Origin of the sequence: Dyella sp. (genome assembly GCF_035503745.1) — a bacterium.
Taxonomy (GTDB): domain Bacteria; phylum Pseudomonadota; class Gammaproteobacteria; order Xanthomonadales; family Rhodanobacteraceae; genus Dyella_B.
The window spans coordinates 97,502-118,226 of sequence record NZ_DATJTC010000042.1 but is presented as its reverse complement, the minus strand read 5'-3'; the positions used below and the strand labels follow the sequence as shown (position 1 = coordinate 118,226).

General features: G+C 63.2%; 12 protein-coding genes and 1 pseudogene. 10 read left to right on the top strand and 3 right to left on the bottom strand.

Annotated elements, in window-relative coordinates:
* Positions 1-28: 28 nt before the first annotated feature.
* The 3 genes from VME63_RS16180 to VME63_RS16170 all read right to left on the bottom strand — a co-directional run bounded on the left by VME63_RS16180 (position 29) and on the right by VME63_RS16170 (position 3,534).
* Entirely contained in the window at positions 29-940 is a 912-nt protein-coding gene (locus tag VME63_RS16180) for a LysR substrate-binding domain-containing protein (RefSeq protein ID WP_325434388.1), read from the bottom strand.
* 234 nt (positions 941-1,174) lie between these two features.
* Positions 1,175-3,193, bottom strand: coding sequence for an NADPH-dependent 2,4-dienoyl-CoA reductase (locus tag VME63_RS16175; RefSeq protein ID WP_325434387.1), 2,019 nt, complete (start codon positions 3,191-3,193; stop codon positions 1,175-1,177).
* An 83-nt stretch (positions 3,194-3,276) separates the two neighbouring features.
* Positions 3,277-3,534, bottom strand: a complete 258-nt coding sequence (locus VME63_RS16170; RefSeq protein ID WP_325434386.1) for an acyl-CoA-binding protein — start codon at positions 3,532-3,534, stop codon at positions 3,277-3,279.
* A 109-nt stretch (positions 3,535-3,643) separates the two neighbouring features.
* Between VME63_RS16170 and cmk the strand changes: the two genes are divergently transcribed.
* From cmk to pbpC, 10 genes and pseudogenes are all read left to right on the top strand, one after another.
* The gene (cmk, locus tag VME63_RS16165) at positions 3,644-4,324 is read left to right on the top strand and encodes a (d)CMP kinase (RefSeq protein ID WP_325434385.1); all 681 of its coding nucleotides are present in this window, start codon (positions 3,644-3,646) and stop codon (positions 4,322-4,324) included.
* Positions 4,325-4,489: 165 nt separating this feature from the next.
* Positions 4,490-6,163 (top strand): 30S ribosomal protein S1, encoded by a 1,674-nt coding sequence (rpsA, locus tag VME63_RS16160; protein ID WP_325434384.1) that lies wholly within the window; start codon positions 4,490-4,492, stop codon positions 6,161-6,163.
* 41 nt (positions 6,164-6,204) lie between these two features.
* Positions 6,205-6,531, top strand: a pseudogene (locus tag VME63_RS16155) (integration host factor subunit beta); the annotation flags it as partial.
* A 148-nt stretch (positions 6,532-6,679) separates the two neighbouring features.
* The gene (locus VME63_RS16150) at positions 6,680-6,940 is read left to right on the top strand and encodes a LapA family protein (RefSeq protein WP_325434383.1); all 261 of its coding nucleotides are present in this window, start codon (positions 6,680-6,682) and stop codon (positions 6,938-6,940) included.
* On the top strand, positions 6,937-8,112 hold the full coding sequence (gene lapB, locus VME63_RS16145) for a lipopolysaccharide assembly protein LapB (RefSeq protein WP_325434382.1): 1,176 nt from the start codon (positions 6,937-6,939) through the stop codon (positions 8,110-8,112). Before VME63_RS16150 ends, lapB begins: the two co-directional genes overlap by 4 nt.
* Positions 8,105-9,151: a glycosyltransferase family 4 protein gene (locus VME63_RS16140; protein ID WP_325434381.1), complete on the top strand. Its 1,047-nt coding sequence runs from the start codon at positions 8,105-8,107 to the stop codon at positions 9,149-9,151. The genes lapB and VME63_RS16140 overlap by 8 nt, the downstream gene beginning before the upstream one ends.
* Positions 9,138-11,033, top strand: a complete 1,896-nt coding sequence (locus VME63_RS16135) for a nucleoside-diphosphate sugar epimerase/dehydratase (RefSeq protein WP_325434380.1) — start codon at positions 9,138-9,140, stop codon at positions 11,031-11,033. Before VME63_RS16140 ends, VME63_RS16135 begins: the two co-directional genes overlap by 14 nt.
* Positions 11,034-11,906, top strand: a complete 873-nt coding sequence (gene galU, locus VME63_RS16130) for a UTP--glucose-1-phosphate uridylyltransferase GalU (RefSeq protein WP_325434379.1) — start codon at positions 11,034-11,036, stop codon at positions 11,904-11,906.
* Positions 11,907-12,157: 251 nt separating this feature from the next.
* Positions 12,158-18,247 (top strand): alpha-2-macroglobulin, encoded by a 6,090-nt coding sequence (locus tag VME63_RS16125; RefSeq protein ID WP_325434378.1) that lies wholly within the window; start codon positions 12,158-12,160, stop codon positions 18,245-18,247.
* 49 nt (positions 18,248-18,296) lie between these two features.
* Positions 18,297-20,684, top strand: a complete 2,388-nt coding sequence (gene pbpC, locus VME63_RS16120; protein ID WP_325434377.1) for a penicillin-binding protein 1C — start codon at positions 18,297-18,299, stop codon at positions 20,682-20,684.
* The last annotated feature ends 41 nt before the right edge of the window (positions 20,685-20,725 follow it).

Sequence of the window (20,725 nt, the reverse complement as noted above, 5' to 3'; positions counted from 1 at the left end):
GCGTAAGTATATCTATTTGAAATACTTATCACAAGCCCAGCGCGGCCTTGGCTTCGTTTACGGTGTCCAGAAACTGGTGCACCACGGGCGAGGGGTTTTCCAGGCGGCTGGCAACAGCCAGTAGCAGGTAGGCATCGGGGTCTGCCAGTGGTACGTAGCTCACTCCTGCCAGCCTCACCGCCTTCATGCTGGCTGGCACCAGCGCCATGCCGATGCCTGCGGCGACCAGGGCGATCAGGCCATTGAGCTGCTGGGCCTGTTGCTTCACCACCGGATGGAATCCCGATTTGGCCGCCAGCAGTAGCAGCCGGTCGTAGAGGGTCGCCGCCAGTTCACGCGGTTGGATCACGAAGGGTTCGCCGGCAACTTCGCCCAGTTGCAGGCTTTCGCGGTCGGCCAGCCGATGGCCGGCGGGCAGGGCGAGCAAGAGGGGTTCGCGGTCGATCACGTCCAGCCGCAGGGCGCGGACGTCGTCTTCATGGCTAGGTTCGTCCCGGACGAAGCCGACGTCGATCTGGCCCGCGCGCAAGGCCGCGAACTGCGGGTCGGTGTACATCTCGCTCAGCCAGACGCGGATGTTGGGCGCGTTTTTGCCCAGCAAGAGCAGGGTTTGCGGCATGGCCGGGTGAAACGATACCGATACGGTGTAGGCAAGCTTCAGGTGTCCGCTGAAGCCGGCCGCGGCCTCGCTCACCTGGGTGCGGGTTTCCTCGGCCATGGCGAGGATCTTGCGCGCCTGCTGCAGGAACAGCTGGCCAGGGGCCGTCAGGGTGACGTTGCGCTTGTCGCGCTCCAGCAGACGGATGCCAAGGTCCTGCTCAAGCGCCTGGATCTGTTGCGAAAGCGGGGGCTGCGAAAGATGCAGCCGTTGCGCCGCCCGGGTGAAGCTGAGCTCCTCGGCGACGGCAATGAAGTAGCGCAGCTGGCGAAAATCAAACATATATGACTTTCGTATTAATAGAGCCTCAAATATATATTTGATTCTGTATCGTGTCGATCATAATATAGTCCCTGTCGCGGCACTGACCCCCCTCCCCCCGAGTGCCGCTGACCCTCGCCCCGCAGCGACGCTACCCCCGCGGTATTCGGCCTCCCTCCCCAGAGCCACTACCGACGCGTCGCTGGCGGGGCGCTTCCTTTTCTGTCTTTCCAAGCAACGGCTTGCGGAGCTTTTCTAGAGTTCCGTGGCAAGCCGTGTGCCTTGGGCGATGGCACGCTTGGCGTCGAGTTCGGCGGCCACGTCCGCGCCACCGATAACGTGTACGCGTTGACCTTGTGCAAGCAGCGCATCGGCCAAGCCGCGGTTGGGTTCCTGGCCCGCGCAGACCACGATGTGGTCGACCGCAAGCACCTGGGGCTGGCCATCGACGGTGATGTGCAGGCCCTGGTCGTCAAAGCGGTCGTAGGCGACGCCACCGAGCATGGCGACTTTCTTGTTTTTCAGCGTCGCGCGATGGACCCAGCCGGTGGTCTTGTTCAGGCGTGCGCCAGGGCGACCTTCCGTGCGTTGCAGCAACCAGACTTGCCGTGCGGCGGGCTCGGGATGCGCCTGGTCAAGGCCGCCGCGGTGTTCCAATTGCATGTCCACGCCCCATTCGCGCGTCCAGCGCGCCACGTCGGTGGTGGGCGAGGGAGCGTGCTCGGTGAGGAACTGGGCGACGTCAAAACCGATGCCGCCGGCACCGATGATGGCGACGCGATGCCCAACCGACTGGTTGCGCGCAAGAACATCCAGATAGCTGAGTACGCGCGGATCGTTGCTGCCCGGAAAACTCACCTTGCGCGGCGTGATCCCGGTCGCCACCACCACCTCGTCGTAGCCTTGGGCGGCGATGGAGCCGGCGTCGGCGGTTTCGCCAAGGCGCAGGCGCACGCCCAGATCGCCCAGGCGATGCCGGAAGTAGCGCAGTGTTTCGTGGAATTCTTCCTTGCCGGGAATGCGTTTGGCGTAGTTGAACTGGCCGCCGATATCGCTCGCACGGTCGATCAGGGTGACATCGTGGCCGCGTTCGGCAAGCGTGGTCGCGCAGGCGAGACCAGCAGGGCCGGCACCGACGACGGCGACGCGCTTGCGCGTAGCGGCGGGGCTGATCCGCAATTCCGTTTCGTGGCACGCGCGCGGATTGACCATGCAGCTCGCGCGCCGGTTCTGGAACACGTGATCGAGACAGGCCTGGTTGCACGCAATGCAGGTGTTGATGCGTTCGCTGTTGCCGCCCTTGGCTTTTTGCGCCCAATCCGGATCGGCCAGCAGCGGCCGTGCCATCGACACCATGTCGGCGTCGCCGCTGGCGAGAATCTGCTCGGCGACATCGGGCATGTTGATGCGATTGGTGGTAATCAGCGGAATCGACACCTCGCCGCGCAACTTCTTCGTGACCCACGCGAAACCCGCGCGCGGCACGCTGGTGACGATGGTCGGTACGCGCGCTTCGTGCCAGCCGATGCCGGTGTTGATGATGCTGGCGCCGGCTTGTTCGACGGCCTTGGCCAGCGTCACGATTTCCTGCCAGTCCTGGCCGCCTTCGACCAGATCGAGCATGGACAAGCGATAGATGATGATGAAATCCGGGCCCACCGCCTTGCGCATGCGGCGCACGATTTCCACCGGAAAACGCATGCGGCGCTCGGCATCGCCGCCCCAGTCGTCGGTGCGCTGGTTGGTGCGCGCGGCGATGAACTGGTTGATCAGGTAGCCCTCCGAGCCCATCACTTCGACACCGTCGTAGCCGGCGTCCCGCGCCAGCTTGGCGCAGCGCACGAAGTCGTTGATGGTGCGCTCCACGCCGCCGGCGCTGAGTTCGCGCGGGGTGAACGGCGTGATCGGTGATTGGATGCGCGAGGGCGCGACCGACAGCGGGTGATAGCCGTAGCGGCCTGCATGGAGGATCTGCATGCAGATCCGTCCGCCTTCGGCGTGGACCGCGCGAGTGATCTTGCGGTGCCTGGGCTTGTGCCAGGGCAGGGTCAGGCGGCCGCCAAAAGGCTTCAGCCATCCCTCGATACTGGGAGCGATGCCCCCGGTCACCATCAGGCCGACCCCGCCGCGGGCGCGCTCGGCGAAATAGGCGGCAAGCTTGTCGAAATCCGACGCTTTGTCTTCCAGGCCCGTATGCATCGAGCCCATCAGGATGCGGTTGGGCAAGGTGACGTGGCCCAGCGGGAGCGGGGCGAACAAGTGGGGATAGTTCATGAACCGACCGTCTTCAAACGATCGTATGAATGTGCCTGACTAGTCCCCGTGGGCGCAAGTGGCCCATGCGGGGCAGGTGACCCTTAGGGCAGCAATTGTCGTACCAGTGAGATGTATTGGCGCATGGCATCGTCTTGCGACATGCCTTTGAGCAGCGCCCAGGCCTCCTGCTTGGCGGTGCCGATGAAATCGAAGAAACCGGGCTGTGCGCCGTGCACATCGCCATCGAGGCCTTGTTTGTAGAGCGCGTAGAGGCGAAGCAGGGTGTCGTTGTCGGGACGTTCGCCAAGCCGCTTGATGTCCGTGGCGGCCTGTTCGAACTCGTGCTGGAGATCGTTCATGGCGGATAGCTGGTACGACGATGTGGCAGAGAGAGAGCTGTTAAGCATGAGCCTGGAACCCCTTGAAACACGATAAGCTTAAGCACTTCCCGTGCCATCAGGTCAGTCCATGCGAACAAGTGCGCCTGTGCCCGTTCTCACCATCGACGGACCCTCCGGGTCGGGCAAAGGCACGATCAGCCGGCTGGTCGCCGAGCACCTGGGCTGGCGGCTGCTGGACTCTGGGGCGCTTTACCGGGCGGTCGGCTATGCGGCTGGCATGGCCGGCCTGGATCTGTCCGATACCGAAGCGGTGACCCGCTGCGCGGCAGGTACCAGGATCCAGTTTCGCGCCGCACCGGACGGCGGCGAAACGCGGGTGATTGTAAACGGTCACGACGCCACCGACGAGCTGCGCACCGAAACGGCCGGGGCGGCGGCCTCGGCGATCGCCTCGGTGCCCTCGGTGCGCCAGGCCCTGGTCGCCCTGCAGCTGGGCTTCCGCAAGGGACCGGGCCTGGTGGCCGACGGGCGCGACATGGGCACGGTGATATTCCCCGATGCGGCCTATAAGGTGTTCCTGACCGCCAGCGCCGCCGAGAGGGCGAAAAGGCGTTATAAGCAGTTGAAGGAAAAGGGGCTAAGCGTTACACTTAGTTCCCTCCAGAGCGAAATTGAAGCGCGTGACGCCCGCGATGCCTCGCGAGCCGTAGCGCCGCTCAAGCCCGCCCGCGATGCGGTGCTGGTGGATACCACCGGCATGGGAATCGAGGATGTGGTCGCCGAGGTTTTGGCCGTCGTAAAACCGTAACCACGGTTGCGGCGGCTTTGGTGCTTCATGCCGCGGCATGGAGTTTTGGTTCAACGGTGTCAGGGAGCAATCCCGACGCACCCACAACCGGTGGGCCTCGCCCTTGCGCAAAACATCCGACGGCGCGCATGGGGTCAAGGGCCTTTTCTTATTTCTGGAATCAACATGACTGAAAGTTTTGCCGAGCTGTTTGAACAGAGCCAACAGGCCATTTCGAAGCTGAAGCCGGGTGCCATCGTCACCGGTATCGTTGTGGAGATCCGCAACGACGTCGTCGTGATCAACGCCGGCCTCAAGAGCGAAGGCATCGTCCCGATCGAGCAGTTCAAGAGCGAGAACGGCGAGTTGGAAGTGCGCGTTGGCGACGAGGTGAAGGTTGCCCTCGATGCCCTGGAAGACGGCTTCGGCGAAACGAAGCTCTCCCGCGAGAAGGCCAAGCGTTCCATGGTGTGGGACGACCTCGAGCAGGCCTTCGACAAGGAAGAGACCATCACCGGCAAGATCTCCGGCAAGGTCAAGGGCGGTTTCACCGTCGACATCAAGGACGTCCGTGCGTTCCTGCCGGGCTCGCTGGTCGACGTGCGTCCGGTCCGCGATCCGGTTTACCTGGAAGGCAAGGACCTGGAATTCAAGATCATCAAGCTCGACCGCAAGCGCAACAACGTTGTGGTCAGCCGCCGCGCCGTTGTCGAGACCGAGTTCTCCGAAGAGCGCGAGAAGCTGCTTGAGCGCCTCACCGAAGGCGCGGTGGTCAAGGGTACCGTCAAGAACCTCACCGATTACGGTGCGTTCGTGGACCTGGGCGGCATCGACGGCCTGCTGCACATCACCGACATGGCGTGGAAGCGCGTGCGCCATCCGTCCGAAGTCGTCAACGTCGGCGACGAGCTGGACGTTCGCGTGCTCAAGTACGACCGCGAGCGCAACCGCGTGTCGCTGGGCCTCAAGCAGCTGGGCGACGATCCGTGGGTGAACATTTCGCGTCGCTACCCGGTCGGCAGCCGCCTGTTCGGCAAGGTCTCCAACGTCACCGATTACGGCTGCTTCGTCGAGATCGAGCCGGGCGTCGAAGGCCTGGTGCACGTCTCCGAAATGGATTGGACGAACAAGAACGTCAATCCGGCCAAGGTCGTGCAGGTTGGCGATGAAACCGAAGTGATGGTGCTGGACGTGGATGAAGAGCGTCGCCGCATCTCGCTGGGTATCAAGCAGACCCGTTCGAACCCGTGGGAAGCTTTCGCCGCCATGCATAAGAAGGGCGACAAGGTTTCCGGTCAGATCAAGTCGATCACCGACTTCGGCATCTTCATCGGCCTGGATGGCGGTATCGACGGCCTGGTGCACCTGTCCGACATCTCCTGGCAGGCTTCCGGCGAAGACCTCGTGCGCAACTTCAAGAAGGGCGACGAGATCGAGGCCGTGGTGCTGGCGGTGGATCCGGAGCGCGAGCGCATCTCGCTGGGCATCAAGCAGATGGAACAGGATCCGTTCGGCCACTTCATGGCCGTCCATCCGCGCGGCTCCATCGTCAACGGCACCGTGAAGGAAGTCGATGCCAAGGGTGCCGTGATCGACCTGGGCGATGGCGTGGAAGGTTACCTGCGCGCCAGCGATATCGCCAAGGAACGCATCGACGATGCCACGCAGCATCTTAAGCTGGGTGACAAGGTGGAAGCCAAGTTCACGGGCATGGACCGTAAGGGTCGCCAGCTGTCGTTGTCGATCCGCGCCAAGGACGAGGAAGAGCTGCAAGACGCGATGGCGGAATACTCGTCCGCGTCCGGTGGCACGACCAAGCTTGGTGCGCTGCTCAAAGAGCAGCTCAACAAGGCTGACTAAGTAGTGCTTGCAGTGGGGCGGCGGCAACGCCGCCCCAACTCGTTCCACGTCACGGACATTGGGGACCCATGACCAAATCCGAGCTGATTGAGGCGCTGGCGAGGCGCCAGACCCATCTTGCGTTTGGCGACGTCGAGCTGGCAGTCAAGAACGTCATCGAACAGATGAGTCAGGCCTTGGCCACCGGCGAGCGCATTGAAGTGCGCGGCTTCGGCAGTTTCGCCTTGCATTACCGTCCACCGCGCATGGGCCGCAATCCCAAGACCGGTGACGCCGTGGCACTGCCCGGCAAGCATGTTCCGCACTTCAAGCCCGGCAAAGAGCTGCGCGAGCGCGTTAACATGCATCTGGAGCAAAAAGACGGCTGACGTTCCTTGCTCGATCCTTATTCCGACAGGCAGGCGGCCGATGGCTGAACCTGCCTTTCTTTTTGGGCGGGGGAATAATGGCCACTTCGGCTGAATCGATCTTCATCCACGTCTGTGCCGCCTACAGCCAATCGGGTAAAGTCGCGGCATGCGACTGATCGTCATGCTGCTATTGCTGCTGTTCATCGCCGGGGGAGTGGTACTCGGGGCGCTCAACGCGGACCTCGTCAGCTACGACCTGGCCTTTGCACACGTCCAGATTCCCAAGGGAGCCGCCTTGCTCGCCGTGCTGGCGATAGGCTGGATTCTTGGCGGTCTCACTGCCTGGCTGGGCGTCACCACTCGCCATCGCCGCGAGGTGCGACGCCAGGCAAAAGCCCAGGGCGCGAAAGCTTCGAAGACACCATGAGCATTTTCTACTCGCTGCTGGCCTTACTCATACCGGCGGCCTTTCTTAGTGGCTGGTGGACCGCTCGGCGGGCGGGCGTTCGCCGTTCGGGCGAACAGGTCAGCGAACTGTCCTCTGACTACTTCCGTGGCCTGAACTACCTGCTCAACGAGGAGCAGGACAAGGCTATCGAGGTATTCCTCAAGCTCGCCGAATACAACCGCGACACGGTGGAAACGCACTTAGCGTTAGGCAACCTTTTCAGGCGTCGCGGCGAAGTGGACCGAGCTATCCGTCTGCACCAGCATCTTGTCTCCAGGCCCGGCCTGTCCGAAGGGATGAAGACCGTGGCGCTGCTGGAGCTGGGCGAAGACTACATGCGCGCCGGCCTGCTCGATCGTGCCGAAGCGCTGTTCTCCGATCTGGTGGCGATGAATGCGCATGCCCCGTCGGCCCTGCGTCACCTGATCGCCATCTATCAGCACGAGCGTGATTGGCACAAGGCGATCGAGCATGCGCGCCGGCTGGAAACCATGACGGGCGAAGAGGAAGAAACCACCATCGCCCAGTTCTACTGCGAACTCGCCGAGCAATCGCGCCAGCATGGTGCGCGCGCCGAGGCGCGCGAATACCTCGAGCAGGCGTTTGCGTGCCAGCCCGATTGCGTGCGTGCATTCATGCTTACCGGGCGGCTGCATGCGGAGGAGGGCAGTCACGCCCAGGCGGTGGATATCTATGAGCGCGCCGTGGATGCGGACATCGCCTTCGTGCCGGAGATCTTGCCGCCGCTCTTGGACAGCTATGCGCGCTCGGGCCAGATGGAACGCGCCGAAGGTTTTCTGCGCGATATCCTGGCGCGCTATCACGGCATTTCGCCGGTACTGGCCCTCACGCACCTTTACGAAAAACGCGATGGCGAAAAGCCCGCCATCCAATTCCTTACCTCGCAGTTGCGTCAGCGTCCGTCGGTACGCGGCCTGATGGCCTTGATCGATGCCACGATGGACAAGATCGAAGGCGAGGCGCGCGAAAATTTCCTGATCCTGCGCGACCTGACCAGGAAGCTGCTCGAAGGGCAGGCGATGTATCGCTGCAGCCATTGCGGCTTCGGTACCAAGGCGCACCACTGGCAATGCCCCAGCTGCAAAGGCTGGAGCACCATCCGGCCGATCCATGGTGTAGCCAATGAGTGAAGCCGTCGTGGCTAGGCTTGCCCCGATCGCGTTCGTTGTCCTGGTTGCCTTTTTGATCGCGCTGGGCGTGGTGCGGGCGGCGATCGCCTATGCAAACCGCCGCGGAATGCTGGACCAGCCCGGCCAGCGGCGCTCGCACAAGCTGCCCACGCCGCGTGGCGGGGGCATCGGCATCGTCGTGTCGGTGCTGCCCACGATGGCGGCATGCCTGTTTTATCTGCCTGCGCCATGGCCTTTTCACGCTATCGTCACGCTGCTTCTTGCGACCGCGCTGGTAGCGCTGATCGGCTGGTGGGACGATCACCATTCCCTGCCGGTACTTCCCCGTTTCGGAGTCCAGGTGCTGGCGGCAGCGATTTTTTCCTTCGCGCTCCTGATCGACGGTCCCGGCTGGCTCTGGCTACCCCTGCTGGTGGTGGCCGGCGCGTGGAGCATCAATCTGCATAATTTCATGGATGGCATCGACGGATTGCTGGCCCAGCAAGCCATCTTCGTGGGCAGCGGGCTTGCGGTGCTGGCCTGGTGCGCGGGGCAAGTGGCTCTGGCGGGTGCCTCGCTGTGCGTGGCGGCCGCCTGCCTGGGGTTCTGGTGCTACAACCGGTCGCCGGCCCGGATCTTCATGGGGGATGTGGGCAGCGGCAGCCTGGGCCTCCTGGTTTTCGCGCTCAGCGCGATGCTCTGGCGGGTGCGGGAGGGGCTGGTATGGCCGGCCGTGATCCTCAGTTCAGCATTCGTGACGGATGCCAGCCTTACTCTGCTGAACCGTATGTGGCGGGGGCGGCGCTGGTACACTGCACACCGCGAGCATCTGTATCAATGGATCGTGCGGAGGGGTGGCACGCATGCAACAGGAGCGGCTTGGTATGTGGGGTGGAACCTGCTGGTGGCGGCGCCGTTAGCGGCGCTGGCATTCAATAGGCCAGGGATGGGGCTGTTTGCCTGCATCGTTACCTATGCGGTCGCGACGGTGGTCTGGTTTATGGCCAAACGTCGTCTGATCCGGCGAGATCGATACAAGGTTCGTTATGTCCATACGTAAATGGGTCGGGGTAGTTCATCCACGCGTGGCGGTGGTCGTGCACGACCTGCTGGTCACGGCGCTGGCCTGGTGGGTGGCCAAGGAATTGCGCTACGCGCTCGATCCGCACTTGCTGGTGACGTTCGGATTTTTCGAGTTCCCGATCGTGCTGGCCGTGCAAGGCCTGATCTACGCATGGACCGGGCTCTACAAGGGTGTTTGGCGTTTCGCCAGCCTGCCTGATTTGTGGAACATCCTGCGCGCCGCCATCGTCGGCACGGTGGCCATAGGCGTGGCGCTGTTTCTGTATGGCCGTCTGGACGGCGTGCCGCGTTCGGTGCTGCTGCTCTATCCGTTCGTGCTGGCCCTGTTTCTGGGTACGCCGCGCCTGGCCTATCGTTTCTGGAAGGACAGCCGCATCGACCTGTTCATGCAGATCAAGACGCAACGCGTCCTGATCGTCGGCGCCAATCGCGCCGGCGAAGCGCTGGCGCGCGATCTGCATCGCGACAGCAGCTATGTGGTGGTCGGGTTTGTGGACGACCAGCGTTCGCTGCGCGGCGCGCGCATCAACGGCAAGCCCGTGCTCGGCACGCTTGAACAGCTTCCCGAGGTTGCCAAGGAAGCCGCCGTGCAGATGCTGCTGATTGCTTTGCCCGGTGCCAGTGCGCGGCAGATGCGGCAGGTGGTGGAACTTTGCGATCGCACCGGCCTGCCGTACCGCACCGTGCCCAAGCTGGAGGACGTGGTCGCAGGCCGTGCGCAATTCAATCAAATCAAGGAAGTTTCCATCGAAGACCTGCTCGGTCGCGATACGGTGGAACTGGACTGGACCCAGATCCGCGAGACGCTGACCGGTCGCCGCGTACTGGTGACCGGCGGCGGCGGTTCGATCGGTTCGGAGCTGTGCCGCCAGGTGGCGCGACTGGGTGTGCATGCGCTCACTATCGTGGAGTCGTGCGAATACAACCTCTATCAGATTTCGCAGGAGCTGCGCGCCGCCTATCCGGAGCTGCTGCTCAACGGCGTGCTGGCCGACTGCGGCGATCCGATCGCCATGCGCCGCCTGTTCACCGAAACCAGGCCGCAGGTGGTTTTCCACGCGGCGGCTTACAAGCACGTGCCGATGCTGCAGGGCCAGTTGCGCACGGCCGTACGCAACAACGTACTGGCCACGCGCACGGTGGCCGATCTTGCCAGCGAAACGCGGGTGGAGTGCTTTGTGCTCATCTCCACCGACAAGGCGGTCAACCCCACCAGCGTGATGGGGGCCTGCAAGCGCATCGCCGAAATCTGGTGCCAGAACCTCAACGCGCATTCGAGTACGCACTTCATCACCGTGCGATTCGGCAACGTGCTCGATTCGGCCGGCTCCGTGGTGCCGCGGTTCCGCCAGCAGATCCAGGCCGGTGGCCCGGTTACGGTCACGCATCCGGAAATTTCGCGCTATTTCATGACCATTCCCGAAGCCACCCAGTTGATCCTGCAGGCGGCTGCGCTGGGCAAGGGCGGCGAGATCTTCGCGTTGGACATGGGCGAGCCGGTCAAGATCCGCGATCTGGCCGAACAGATGATCCGGCTGGCGGGCAAGAAACCCGGCACCGAGATTCCTATCGTTTACACGGGGCTGCGTTCGGGCGAAAAGCTTTTCGAGGAGCTGTTCCATCCGCTGGAAAACTACAGCGCTACCCGGCACAACAAGATTTTCCTGGCGCAGCATCGTCCGGTTTCCTGGGACCTCCTGCAGGCGCAAATCGCCAAGGCGGCCGATGCGGTCCGCAGCTACGATGAAGACGAACTGCGCCGCTGCGTTTCCAATCTGCTTCCCTCGTTCTGCTGGACCGATGCGTCGCAGCCGGACAATGTCGTTTCAATACGCCGTAACGAAATCGGAGAAAAGTGAGTGAGCAAGCCATTGCGCAAGGTAGTGTTTCCCGTGGCGGGGCTGGGTACGCGGTTCCTGCCGGCCACGAAAGTTGTCGCCAAGGAAATGCTCCCCGTGCTGGATAAGCCGCTCATTCAGTACGCCGTCGACGAAGCCGTCGATGCGGGTGCGGACACGCTGGTGTTCGTCACCAATCGCTACAAGCACGCCATTGCCGATTACTTCGACAAGGCCTACGAGCTGGAAGCGAAGCTGCAGGAAAAGGGCAAGGACGAGCTGCTGGCGCTGGTGCAAGGTACGCTGCCCCGCAATGTGCGCGCCATCTTCGTGACGCAGCCCGAAGCGCTTGGCCTTGGCCATGCCGTGCTGTGCGCCAAGCCGGTGGTGGGCGACGAGCCGTTCGGCGTGGTGCTGCCCGACGACCTGATCTGGAACCGCGGCAAGGGTGCCTTGCGCCAGATGGCCGAACTCAGCCAGGCCGAGAATGCCGGGGTGATCGCCGTCGAGGAGGTTCCGCACGACCAGACCGACAAATACGGCATCGTTGACGCCCAGACGATCGACGAGCGCAGTGCGCGTATCCGTTTCATGGTCGAAAAGCCCAAGCCTGCCGACGCGCCATCCAACCTGGCGGTGGTGGGGCGCTATGTATTGCCGGGGCGCATCTTCCATCTGCTGGAGCACACCAGGGCCGGCGCGGGCGGGGAAATACAGCTGACCGACGCGATCGAGGCCCTGCTCAAGGAACAAGGCAAGGTGCTGGCCTACCGCTTTGAAGGCACCCGCTTCGACTGCGGCAACAAGGCGGGCCTGGTCCGCGCGACCATGCATATGGCCATGCAAGATCCGGTGCTGGCCCAGACCGTTCGCGAGTTTTCCAGCCAGCTCTAAGCGGCAAACACCGCTCTATGCCAAAGGCGCCGGGCAACCGGCGCCTTTTTTGTCATGGCGCTGCCCTACGTGGGCCGGCCGTGTCAGAATCGTGTCCGCAGGCTGCCATCTTTTTCGAGCAGTCTGTGCATGGGGAATCCTGATCCAAATGCGGTCATGCCCGGGAGGCGTGACGCGTCCCCGCAGGTGGACGAACGCCACGACGTGCAAAACGGCGTGGTTATTTAACGGATTGAACATCGGAAGGCATTATGGATTTGCTGCGCTTTCTGTTACTGCTGCCGGTGCGCCTTGTCGCCGGACTTCTCAACGCCCTGGGATGGATGCTTGCGCCGCTGGTAGGCCAGCTCCGCTGGTCGGCGCCCGCATGGGTGCACGTGGTGCGCCGGCGCCCTCGGCAATCGGCTGCCGCCGTGCTGGCCGTGGCGCTGCTGGTTTGCGGCGGATGGTTTGGATGGCAGTGGTACAAGCACCGTCCGCGCCCCAGGGAGCCGCAGAAAATCAGCTGGCAGGTTAGTGCGCCCGATATCACCGACTACAGCAAACTCCCGCTGGTCATTCACCCCTTGGAGGTGGATTTTTCCGGCTCCGCCGCGCCCATCGAGCTGGTCGGCAAGCCGGTGACGGCGGGCATCACCATGCAGCCCGATACCAAGGGACAATGGACCTGGGTGGATGACCGCACCCTGCGTTTCACGCCGGCCGCCGACTGGCCGATAGGGCAGCACTACAAGGTCCGTTTCGACACGCGGCAGGCCTTCGCCCATCACGTGCTGATGGCCAACGATCGCTTCGAGTTCGATACGCAGCCGTTCACCGCCAGCTTCGGCACCGGCGAGTTCTATCAGGATCCGCAGGATCCCACCGCGAAGAAAACGATCGTTCCGGTCAACTTCAACTATCCGGTCGACACCGCCCAATTTGAAAAACGCATTGCGCTGATCCTGGCCGGCAAGGGCGACAATTCGGGTGCGCCGCTGAAATTCAGCGTCACCTATGATCAGTTCAAGCTTCACGCGTGGATCCATTCCCAGCCGCTGGACCTGCCGCGCGACGACGGCTCGGTCGCGGTAAACCTCGACAGCGGCGTGCGCAGCTCGCGCGGCGGCGAGGGCACGCAGATTGCGATCAATACCAGCGTGCGCGTACCGGGTTTGTACAGCCTTACCGTGCAGGACATCAGTCCCACCCTGGTGGACAACGACAAATACGAGCCCGAGCAGGTGATGGTGGTCAACCTGGGTGGCGCCGTTCGCGACAGCGACCTGGCGAGCCTGGTCCATGCGTGGGTGTTGCCGGCGCAAAAGCCGGGAGCGAACAACGCGCAAGCGCCGGACCAAGACCACGGCGGGGAAGACGGCGATTCGGCCAGCCAGCCGCAAAACGCGAATTACGACTGGAGCGTGGACGAAGTCGGCGACGACACCCTGCGCAAATCGCAACAGCTTCCGCTGGAAGTGGTACCTACGGAAAACGACTACCAAGCGCTGCAAAGTTTCAAGTTCCACGCCAACCCCGGCCAGCGCATTTACGTACGCATCGACAAGGGGCTGAAATCGTTCGGCGGTTACGTGCTCGGCGAGCCGGTGGCGCAGGTGATCACGGTGCCCGACTATCCGAAACTGCTGCACTTCATGGCAAGCGGTTCATTGCTCTCGCTTAGCGGCAGCAAACGCATCTCCATTGTGTCGCGCAACATGAGCGGCATGCGGCTGGAAGTGGGCCGTGTGCTGCCTGACCAGCTGCAGCACTTGGTCAGCCTCAACCAGGGTGATTACAGCCATCCGCAACTGATGGAAGGCTTTGGCGAGGAACACATCGTGGAACGCTATGAGGTCAAGCGCTCCTTCCCTACCGACGATCCCGCGCATGCGCACTACGAGGGCGTGGATCTGAGCCAGTACCTGCAAGGCAACAAGCGCGGTGTGTTTTTGCTTCATCTGTATGCATTCGATCCCGCGGCGGCAAAAAAGCGCGCCGAGCGGGAAGCCAAGGCGAGGGCGCGTGAGCAGCAAGGCGTCGCTCCGCCACCGCCCGGCGCGCCGGCGGATGCGGATGTGTCCAGCGATGATGCCAACGCCGATACGGACAGCGACGACGCCGCGCAGGACAGCCGCCTGATCGTGGTGACCGACCTGGGCCTGTTGGTAAAGCGTGCGCTTGACGGCAGCCAGGACGTGTTCGTCCAGTCCATCCGCACCGGGCAACCGGTGGCCGATGCCAGTGTGTCGGTGCTGGCGGTGAACGGGCAGACGCTTTACACACAAGCCACTGGCGCCGATGGCGTGGTGCATTTTCCCACGTTCAAAGGCCTGGATCGCGAGAAACGCCCCGCGCTATATATCGTCAGCAAGGGCGAAGACCTTTCCTTCCTGCCCGTCGGCGGCTACGACCGCCAGCTCGACTACTCGCGCTTTGACATCGGCGGCGACGCCAGTTCGGTCAATCCAGGCACGCTGTCGGGCTACTTGTTCTCCGACCGCGGCATCTATCGCCCGGGCGATGACATCCATATTGGCCTGATCGTGAGGGCGGCGAGCTGGCTACGCGACGTCGCCGGCATTCCGCTGGAAGCCGACATTGTCGATCCGCGCGGCGTCACCGTGAAACAGGTGCCGCTGAAGATGGACGATTCCGGCTTCGGCGAACTGGCCTACACCACGGCCGAGACTGCGCCCACCGGCACCTGGGCGGTGAACCTCTACATCGTGCGCGACGGCAAGGCCGATACGCAGATCGGCAACACCACGGTGCAGGTCAAGGAGTTCCTGCCCGATCGCATGAAAGTGGCAGCCAAGCTGTCCAGCCAGGTGACCGAGGGGTGGGTCAAGCCCGATGGCCTCAAGGGCGTGGTGGACGTGCAAAACCTGTTCGGCACCCCCGCGGCGGATCGGCGCGTGGAAGCGTCGCTTACGTTGCGCCCGGCGTGGCCCGCGTTCCGCAGCTGGCCCGATTACCACTTCTACGACGTACATCGCGCCAAGGATGGTTACGACGAAGCCCTGCAGGACGGCAAGACCGACGACAAGGGCCATGCCGAATTCGATCTGGACCTGAAAAAATACGCCCAGGCCACCTACCAGTTGTACTTCCTGGCCAAGGCACATGAAGCCGATAGCGGACGCACCGTTGCCGCTGCGGCGCAAACGCTGGTGTCCAGCAACGACTGGCTGATCGGCTACCGCAGTGAGGACGACCTCGACTACGTGAATCGCAACGCCGTGCGCAAAGTGCACCTGGTGGCGATCGACCCGCAGGCGAAGTCGATCAAGCTCGACGGACTGAAGGCGCAGTTGATCGAGCGTCGTTATGTTTCCGTGCTCACCAAGCAGGATTCGGGCGTCTACAAATACGAATCCAAGCTCAAGGAAATTCCGGTCAACGAGCAACCGCTGGCGATACCGGCAGGCGGTCTCGATTACACCCTGCCCACCGATAAACCGGGCAATTACGCATTGGTCATCCTGCGTGGCAGCGATCGCATCGAAGTCAATCGCGTGACGTACTCGGTGGCGGGCGCCGCCAACCTGTCGCGTTCGCTGGACCGCAACGCCGAGCTGCAGTTGAGCCTGGAAAAGCCCGATTACAAGCCCGGCGATACGGTCAACATTTCGATCCATGCGCCGTACGTCGGCAGCGGCCTGATCACTATCGAGCGCGACAAGGTCTACGCGCACGCCTGGTTCCACGCCGATACCACCAGTTCGGTGCAGCAGATCACCATCCCGAAGGATTTCGAAGGCAACGGCTATATCAACGTGCAGTTCGTGCGCGATCCGTCGTCGGACGAGATCTTCATGAGTCCGCTGAGCTATGGCGTGGTGCCGTTCTCGGTGAACCTGGATGCGCGCCGCGATCCCATCACGGTCCAATCGCCGGCGCTGGTGAAGCCCGGCGACACGGTCACCTTCAAGCTGCACGCCGATCACCCTGCCAAAGCGGTGGTGTTTGCGGTGGACGAGGGCATTTTGCAGGTGGCGCGCTACAAGCTGGGCGATCCGCTTGGCTTTTTCTTCCGCAAAAAGATGCTGGAAGTGCAGACCTCACAGATTCTCGACCTGATCCTGCCCGACTTCGAGAAACTGATGGCCTCCGCTGCCGCGCCCGGCGGCGATGCGGACGCGGCGATCAGCCGCCAGCTCAATCCGTTCAAGCGCAAGCGCGACAAACCGGTGGTGTTCTGGTCGGGCGTGGTGGATGTCGATGGCGAAAAGGATTTCACCTATACCGTGCCTGATTACTTCAACGGCAAGCTGCGCGTGATGGCGGTGGCGGTGTCGTCCGATCGTATCGGTACCTTCGAAGGCAGCACCACGGTACGTGGCGATTTCGTGCTTTCGCCCAATGCGCCCACGACATTGGCGCCTGGTGATGAGGTGTATGTAAGCGTGGGCGTGGCCAATAACCTCACCGGCCTTGGCGGCAAGCAGGTGCCGGTGACGGTGACGCTTAAGGCCGGGCCGCAGCTGCAGATCATAGGCGGGGCTACGCAAAGCCTTAGCCTTGGCGAAATGCGCGAGGGGGTGGTGCGCTTTCATCTGAAGGCCACCGATCAGCTCGGTTCGGGCCACCTGGCTTTCACCGCGGCGTACGGGGGCAAGTCGGCCAGCCAGGCGGTGGATGTCTCGGTGCGGCCGGCCGCCGCGTACCGCACCCAGGTCGATGTGGGGCAGGTGGCTACGCGCAGCCAGGTCGAGCTGTCGCCGTTGCGCCCGATGTTCGATGCCTACGCTTCGCGCGATGCGGCCATCTCGCCGTTGCCGGTGGTGCTTGCGCAGGGCCTTACCAGTTACCTGGTGAACTACCAGAACTACTGCAGCGAACAGGTCGTCAGCATGTTGATGCCGCGCCTGATCGTGGCCAAGTGGCCGCAGGTGCCGGTGTTCGCGCACGCCTTGCAGCCCGCGTTCGGCGGCGAGGACAACAAGAAGATCAGCAACGCCGATGCGATGGCGAAGTTGCTCGACGTGCTGCACGCGCGCCAGAACAGCGAAGGCGGTTTCGGCCTGTGGGCGGCGACGCCCGACTCCGAACCGTTCGTCTCCAACTATGCGATGAATTTCCTGCTCGAAGCACGCGATCGCGGCACGGCGGTGCCGCAGGACATGCTCGATGCCGGCAACAAGTACCTGCAGCAGCTGGCCAGCAACGAGGGCATGGACTCGCTCGATCTGCTGCGCCAGCGCGCGTATGCGGCCTATCTGCTGACGCGGCAGGGCAATGTCACCACCAACGCGCTGGCATCGATCCAGAGACGCCTGCAGGACGCCTATCCAAAGGATTGGAAAAACGACCTGGCCGCGGCATGGCTGGCGGCATCCTACAAGCTGCTCAAGCAGGATGACGAAGCGAACCGCCTGATCGCCGGACCGGAAAAACAACTGGAACGTTCGCAGGCGAGCGAGGACTTCGTCTACGGCTATTACTACGATCCGCTGGTTCGCGATGCCACCGTGCTTTATCTGCTGGCCAAGCATTTCCCCGAGCGGGCCAATGCCTTGCCGCCGCGGGTGTTCGAAAACATCGCCTGGCCGCTTGCCCATGACGACTTCAACACCTTGTCCTCGGCCATGACCATCCTTGCGTTGGACAGCTATGCCAACCAGAACGCCAGCCAGCTCGACAAACTGAGCATCCAGGAAGTGCACGCCGATGGCAGCGCCAAGTCCATCGCCAGCATCCAGGGCGATCTGCTGCAGGCAGGTAGCTGGAGTGCGGCGGCCAGCAAACTGCGTTTCATCAACCAGAGCACTCTGCCGGCATGGCATGTGGCCAGCCAGGGCGGCTACGACCGCGTGCAGCCGACCGCCGCGATCAAGAACGGCATCGAAGTCGTGCGCGATTACACCGATGCGCAAGGCAAGCCGGTCGATACCGTCGCGCTTGGACAGGAGATCGACGTGCATGTGCGCATCCGCGCGACGGGCGAGCAGGGCGTGGGCAACGTCGCCATGGTCGATCTGCTGCCCGGCGGGTTTGAGCCGGTGATCCAGCCCCCGCCGGTCGCCAATGCCTCCAACGGCGACAGCGGCAGCGGCGACAACAACAGCGGCGACAACGCGTCCGGCGGCAGCGACAACCAGACCGCCACGCCGGCCTGGCGTTCGCCTATTGGCCTGTCGCAATCGAACTGGCAGCTGGAGTACGCCGACATCCGCGAGGACCGCGTGGTGATCTACGGCACGGCAACGCCTGACGTGCACGAATTCGTCTATCGCATCCGCGCCACCAATGCCGGCAAGTTCGCCATACCGCCGGCGTACGCCGAATCGATGTACGACCGCAGCATCCAGGCACGTTCGCCCGGTGGCAGCGTGCTGACCGTGACAGACAAACCCTGAGGTACGTCCATGCCCTCCCGTCGCCGACGGGAGGGCATCGTTCTGCGATATGCCGGTATTCATTCGCACACTGGCCCATGCGTTGACACACGGGTTATGGCGCTGGCAGAACTGGCTGGCGGCCATCGCCCTGGTGGTTGCCGTGCTGGTGGGCTGCCGCCTGTGGCCGCACTCGCCGCTGCGCGGCTGGCTGCCGGCCTCGACCGCCGTGTACGACGACAAAGGGCATCTGTTGCGACTGACGCTGGCCAGCGACCAGCAATATCGCCTGTGGGTGCCGCTCAAGGACATTTCCCCGCAACTGATCGACGCGGTGCTGCTGCACGAGGACCGCTGGTACCGCTGGCATCCCGGGGTCAATCCTTATGGCTTGCTGCGTGGCGCCTGGATGACCTACGTGCGGCATGCCGCGCCGCAGGGCGGTTCGACCATCAGCATGCAGTTGGCGCGGCTGCTGTGGGGGCTCAATACACGCACGCCGGTGGGCAAGCTGCGACAGATCGCGCGTGCATTGCAACTGGAGTTGTTTTATTCCAAGCACCAGATTTTGGAGGCGTATCTCAACGACGCGCCCTACGGCGCCAACGTGCAGGGCGTGGGTACCGCCAGCCTGATCTATTTCGGCAAGCCCGCCGATCAGCTGACGCTGCCGGAGGCATTGACGCTGGCGGTCATTCCGCAGGATCCGTCGCGGCGCCTGCAAGACGGGCGCGGCGCCAACGCGCTGATCAGCACGGGCCTGGCCGATGCACGCAACCGGCTGTATGCGCAGTGGCTGGCAAGCCACCCGCGCGATGCCGCGCTGAAACCGTTGTTCGCGTTGCCGTTGACGCTGCAGCCGCTTAACCGCATGCCGTTCGAAGCGCCGCACGCGGTGGAGCAGGCGCTCGCCGGCGCATCGCTGGACGCCGACAACCGCGGCGCGCCGCTTGTCACCACTATCGATTTGGACCTGCAGCACAGCCTGGAGCGGCAGGTTGCGTTGTACGTCAAGCGCAACGGCTCGCGCGGTATTCGCAATGCCGCCGCCATCCTTGTCGATACGCGCGATATGGGGATCAAGGCGATGGTCGGTTCGGCCGATTATCGCGATGCGACGATCCAGGGGCAGGTAAACGGAACGCTGGCCAAGCGCTCGCCCGGCTCCACGCTCAAGCCTTTCATTTATGCGTTGGGCTTCGATCAGGGCGTGTTGCAGCCGCAGACGGTGTTGCGCGACGTGCCTACGTCCTTTGGCCCGTACACGCCAGAAAACTTCGATGGCAACTTCCTGGGCCCGATCACGGCCACGCAGGCTTTGATACGCAGCCGTAACATTCCGGCGGTGTGGGTGGCCTCTCAATTGCATCAGCCCAGCCTTTACGATTTTCTGCAGCAGGCCGGCGTGAGCCGGATGGCCAGCGAACAGCATTACGGCCTGTCGCTGGTGCTGGGCGGCGGCGAAGTGACCATGCAGGAGCTTGCCGGGCTGTATGCGATGCTGGACAACCAGGGCGTACTGCGTCCGCTGCGTCTGCGCGCGAGCGACCCGCAAGTGCAGGGCACGCGCCTTCTCAGCGAAGAAGCCAGTTTCATGGTGATGGACATCCTGCGGCAGAATCCACGCCCGGATGACGCGCTTGGCATGCAGTCCATGCGCATGCCTGTGTATTGGAAAACCGGTACCTCATGGGCGTTTCGCGATGCCTGGACGGCCGGCAGCTTCGGGCCATATGTGCTGGTGATCTGGGTCGGTAACTTCGACGGCTCGGGCAATCCCGCATTCGTGGGCGTGGATGCCGCGGCGCCGTTGTTCTTTCAGGTCATCGATGCGTTGCGCGCCGAACACGTGCCGATGGATCAGCCCATCCGGCACATGCCGGCCCAGCTCAAGCGCGTGCAGATTTGCCTGGCCAGCGGCAACCTGCCCACGCAATGGTGTCCGCAAAAGGGGTTTACCTGGTTCATCCCGGGCAAGTCGCCGATCCGGGTGGACGACATCTACCGGCCGGTGGTGATCGACGATGCCACCGGAATGCAAGCGTGCCCACCCTTCGATGGAAAGCATACGCACGTGGAGGTGTACGAGTTCTGGCCATCGGATCTTCAACGCGTGTTCCAGCAGGCAGGCATGCCCCGGCGCAAGCCGCCGGTCAATCCCGGCTGCAGCGATGCGAGCGCGGACGGCACCCCGCCAAGCATTACCTCGCCCCTGCGCGGCAGCACTTATGCGTTGCGCCTGAAACAACTGGCCGACGAGCGCATACCTTTCACCGCCACCACCGATGCGAGCGTGCACGCGCTGTATTGGTTCGTCGACGATGCCTACGTCGGGCGCAGCGCCCCCAACCAATTGCTGTACTGGCAACCCCGCGCGGTGGGACAATACAACGTCCGCGTGGTTGACGACCACGGCCACGCGGACCAGCGCTTGCTGGACATTATCCTGGTCGAATGACAGCAACGGGCGCAACCGCGCTATGCTCGGCGTCCAAACCG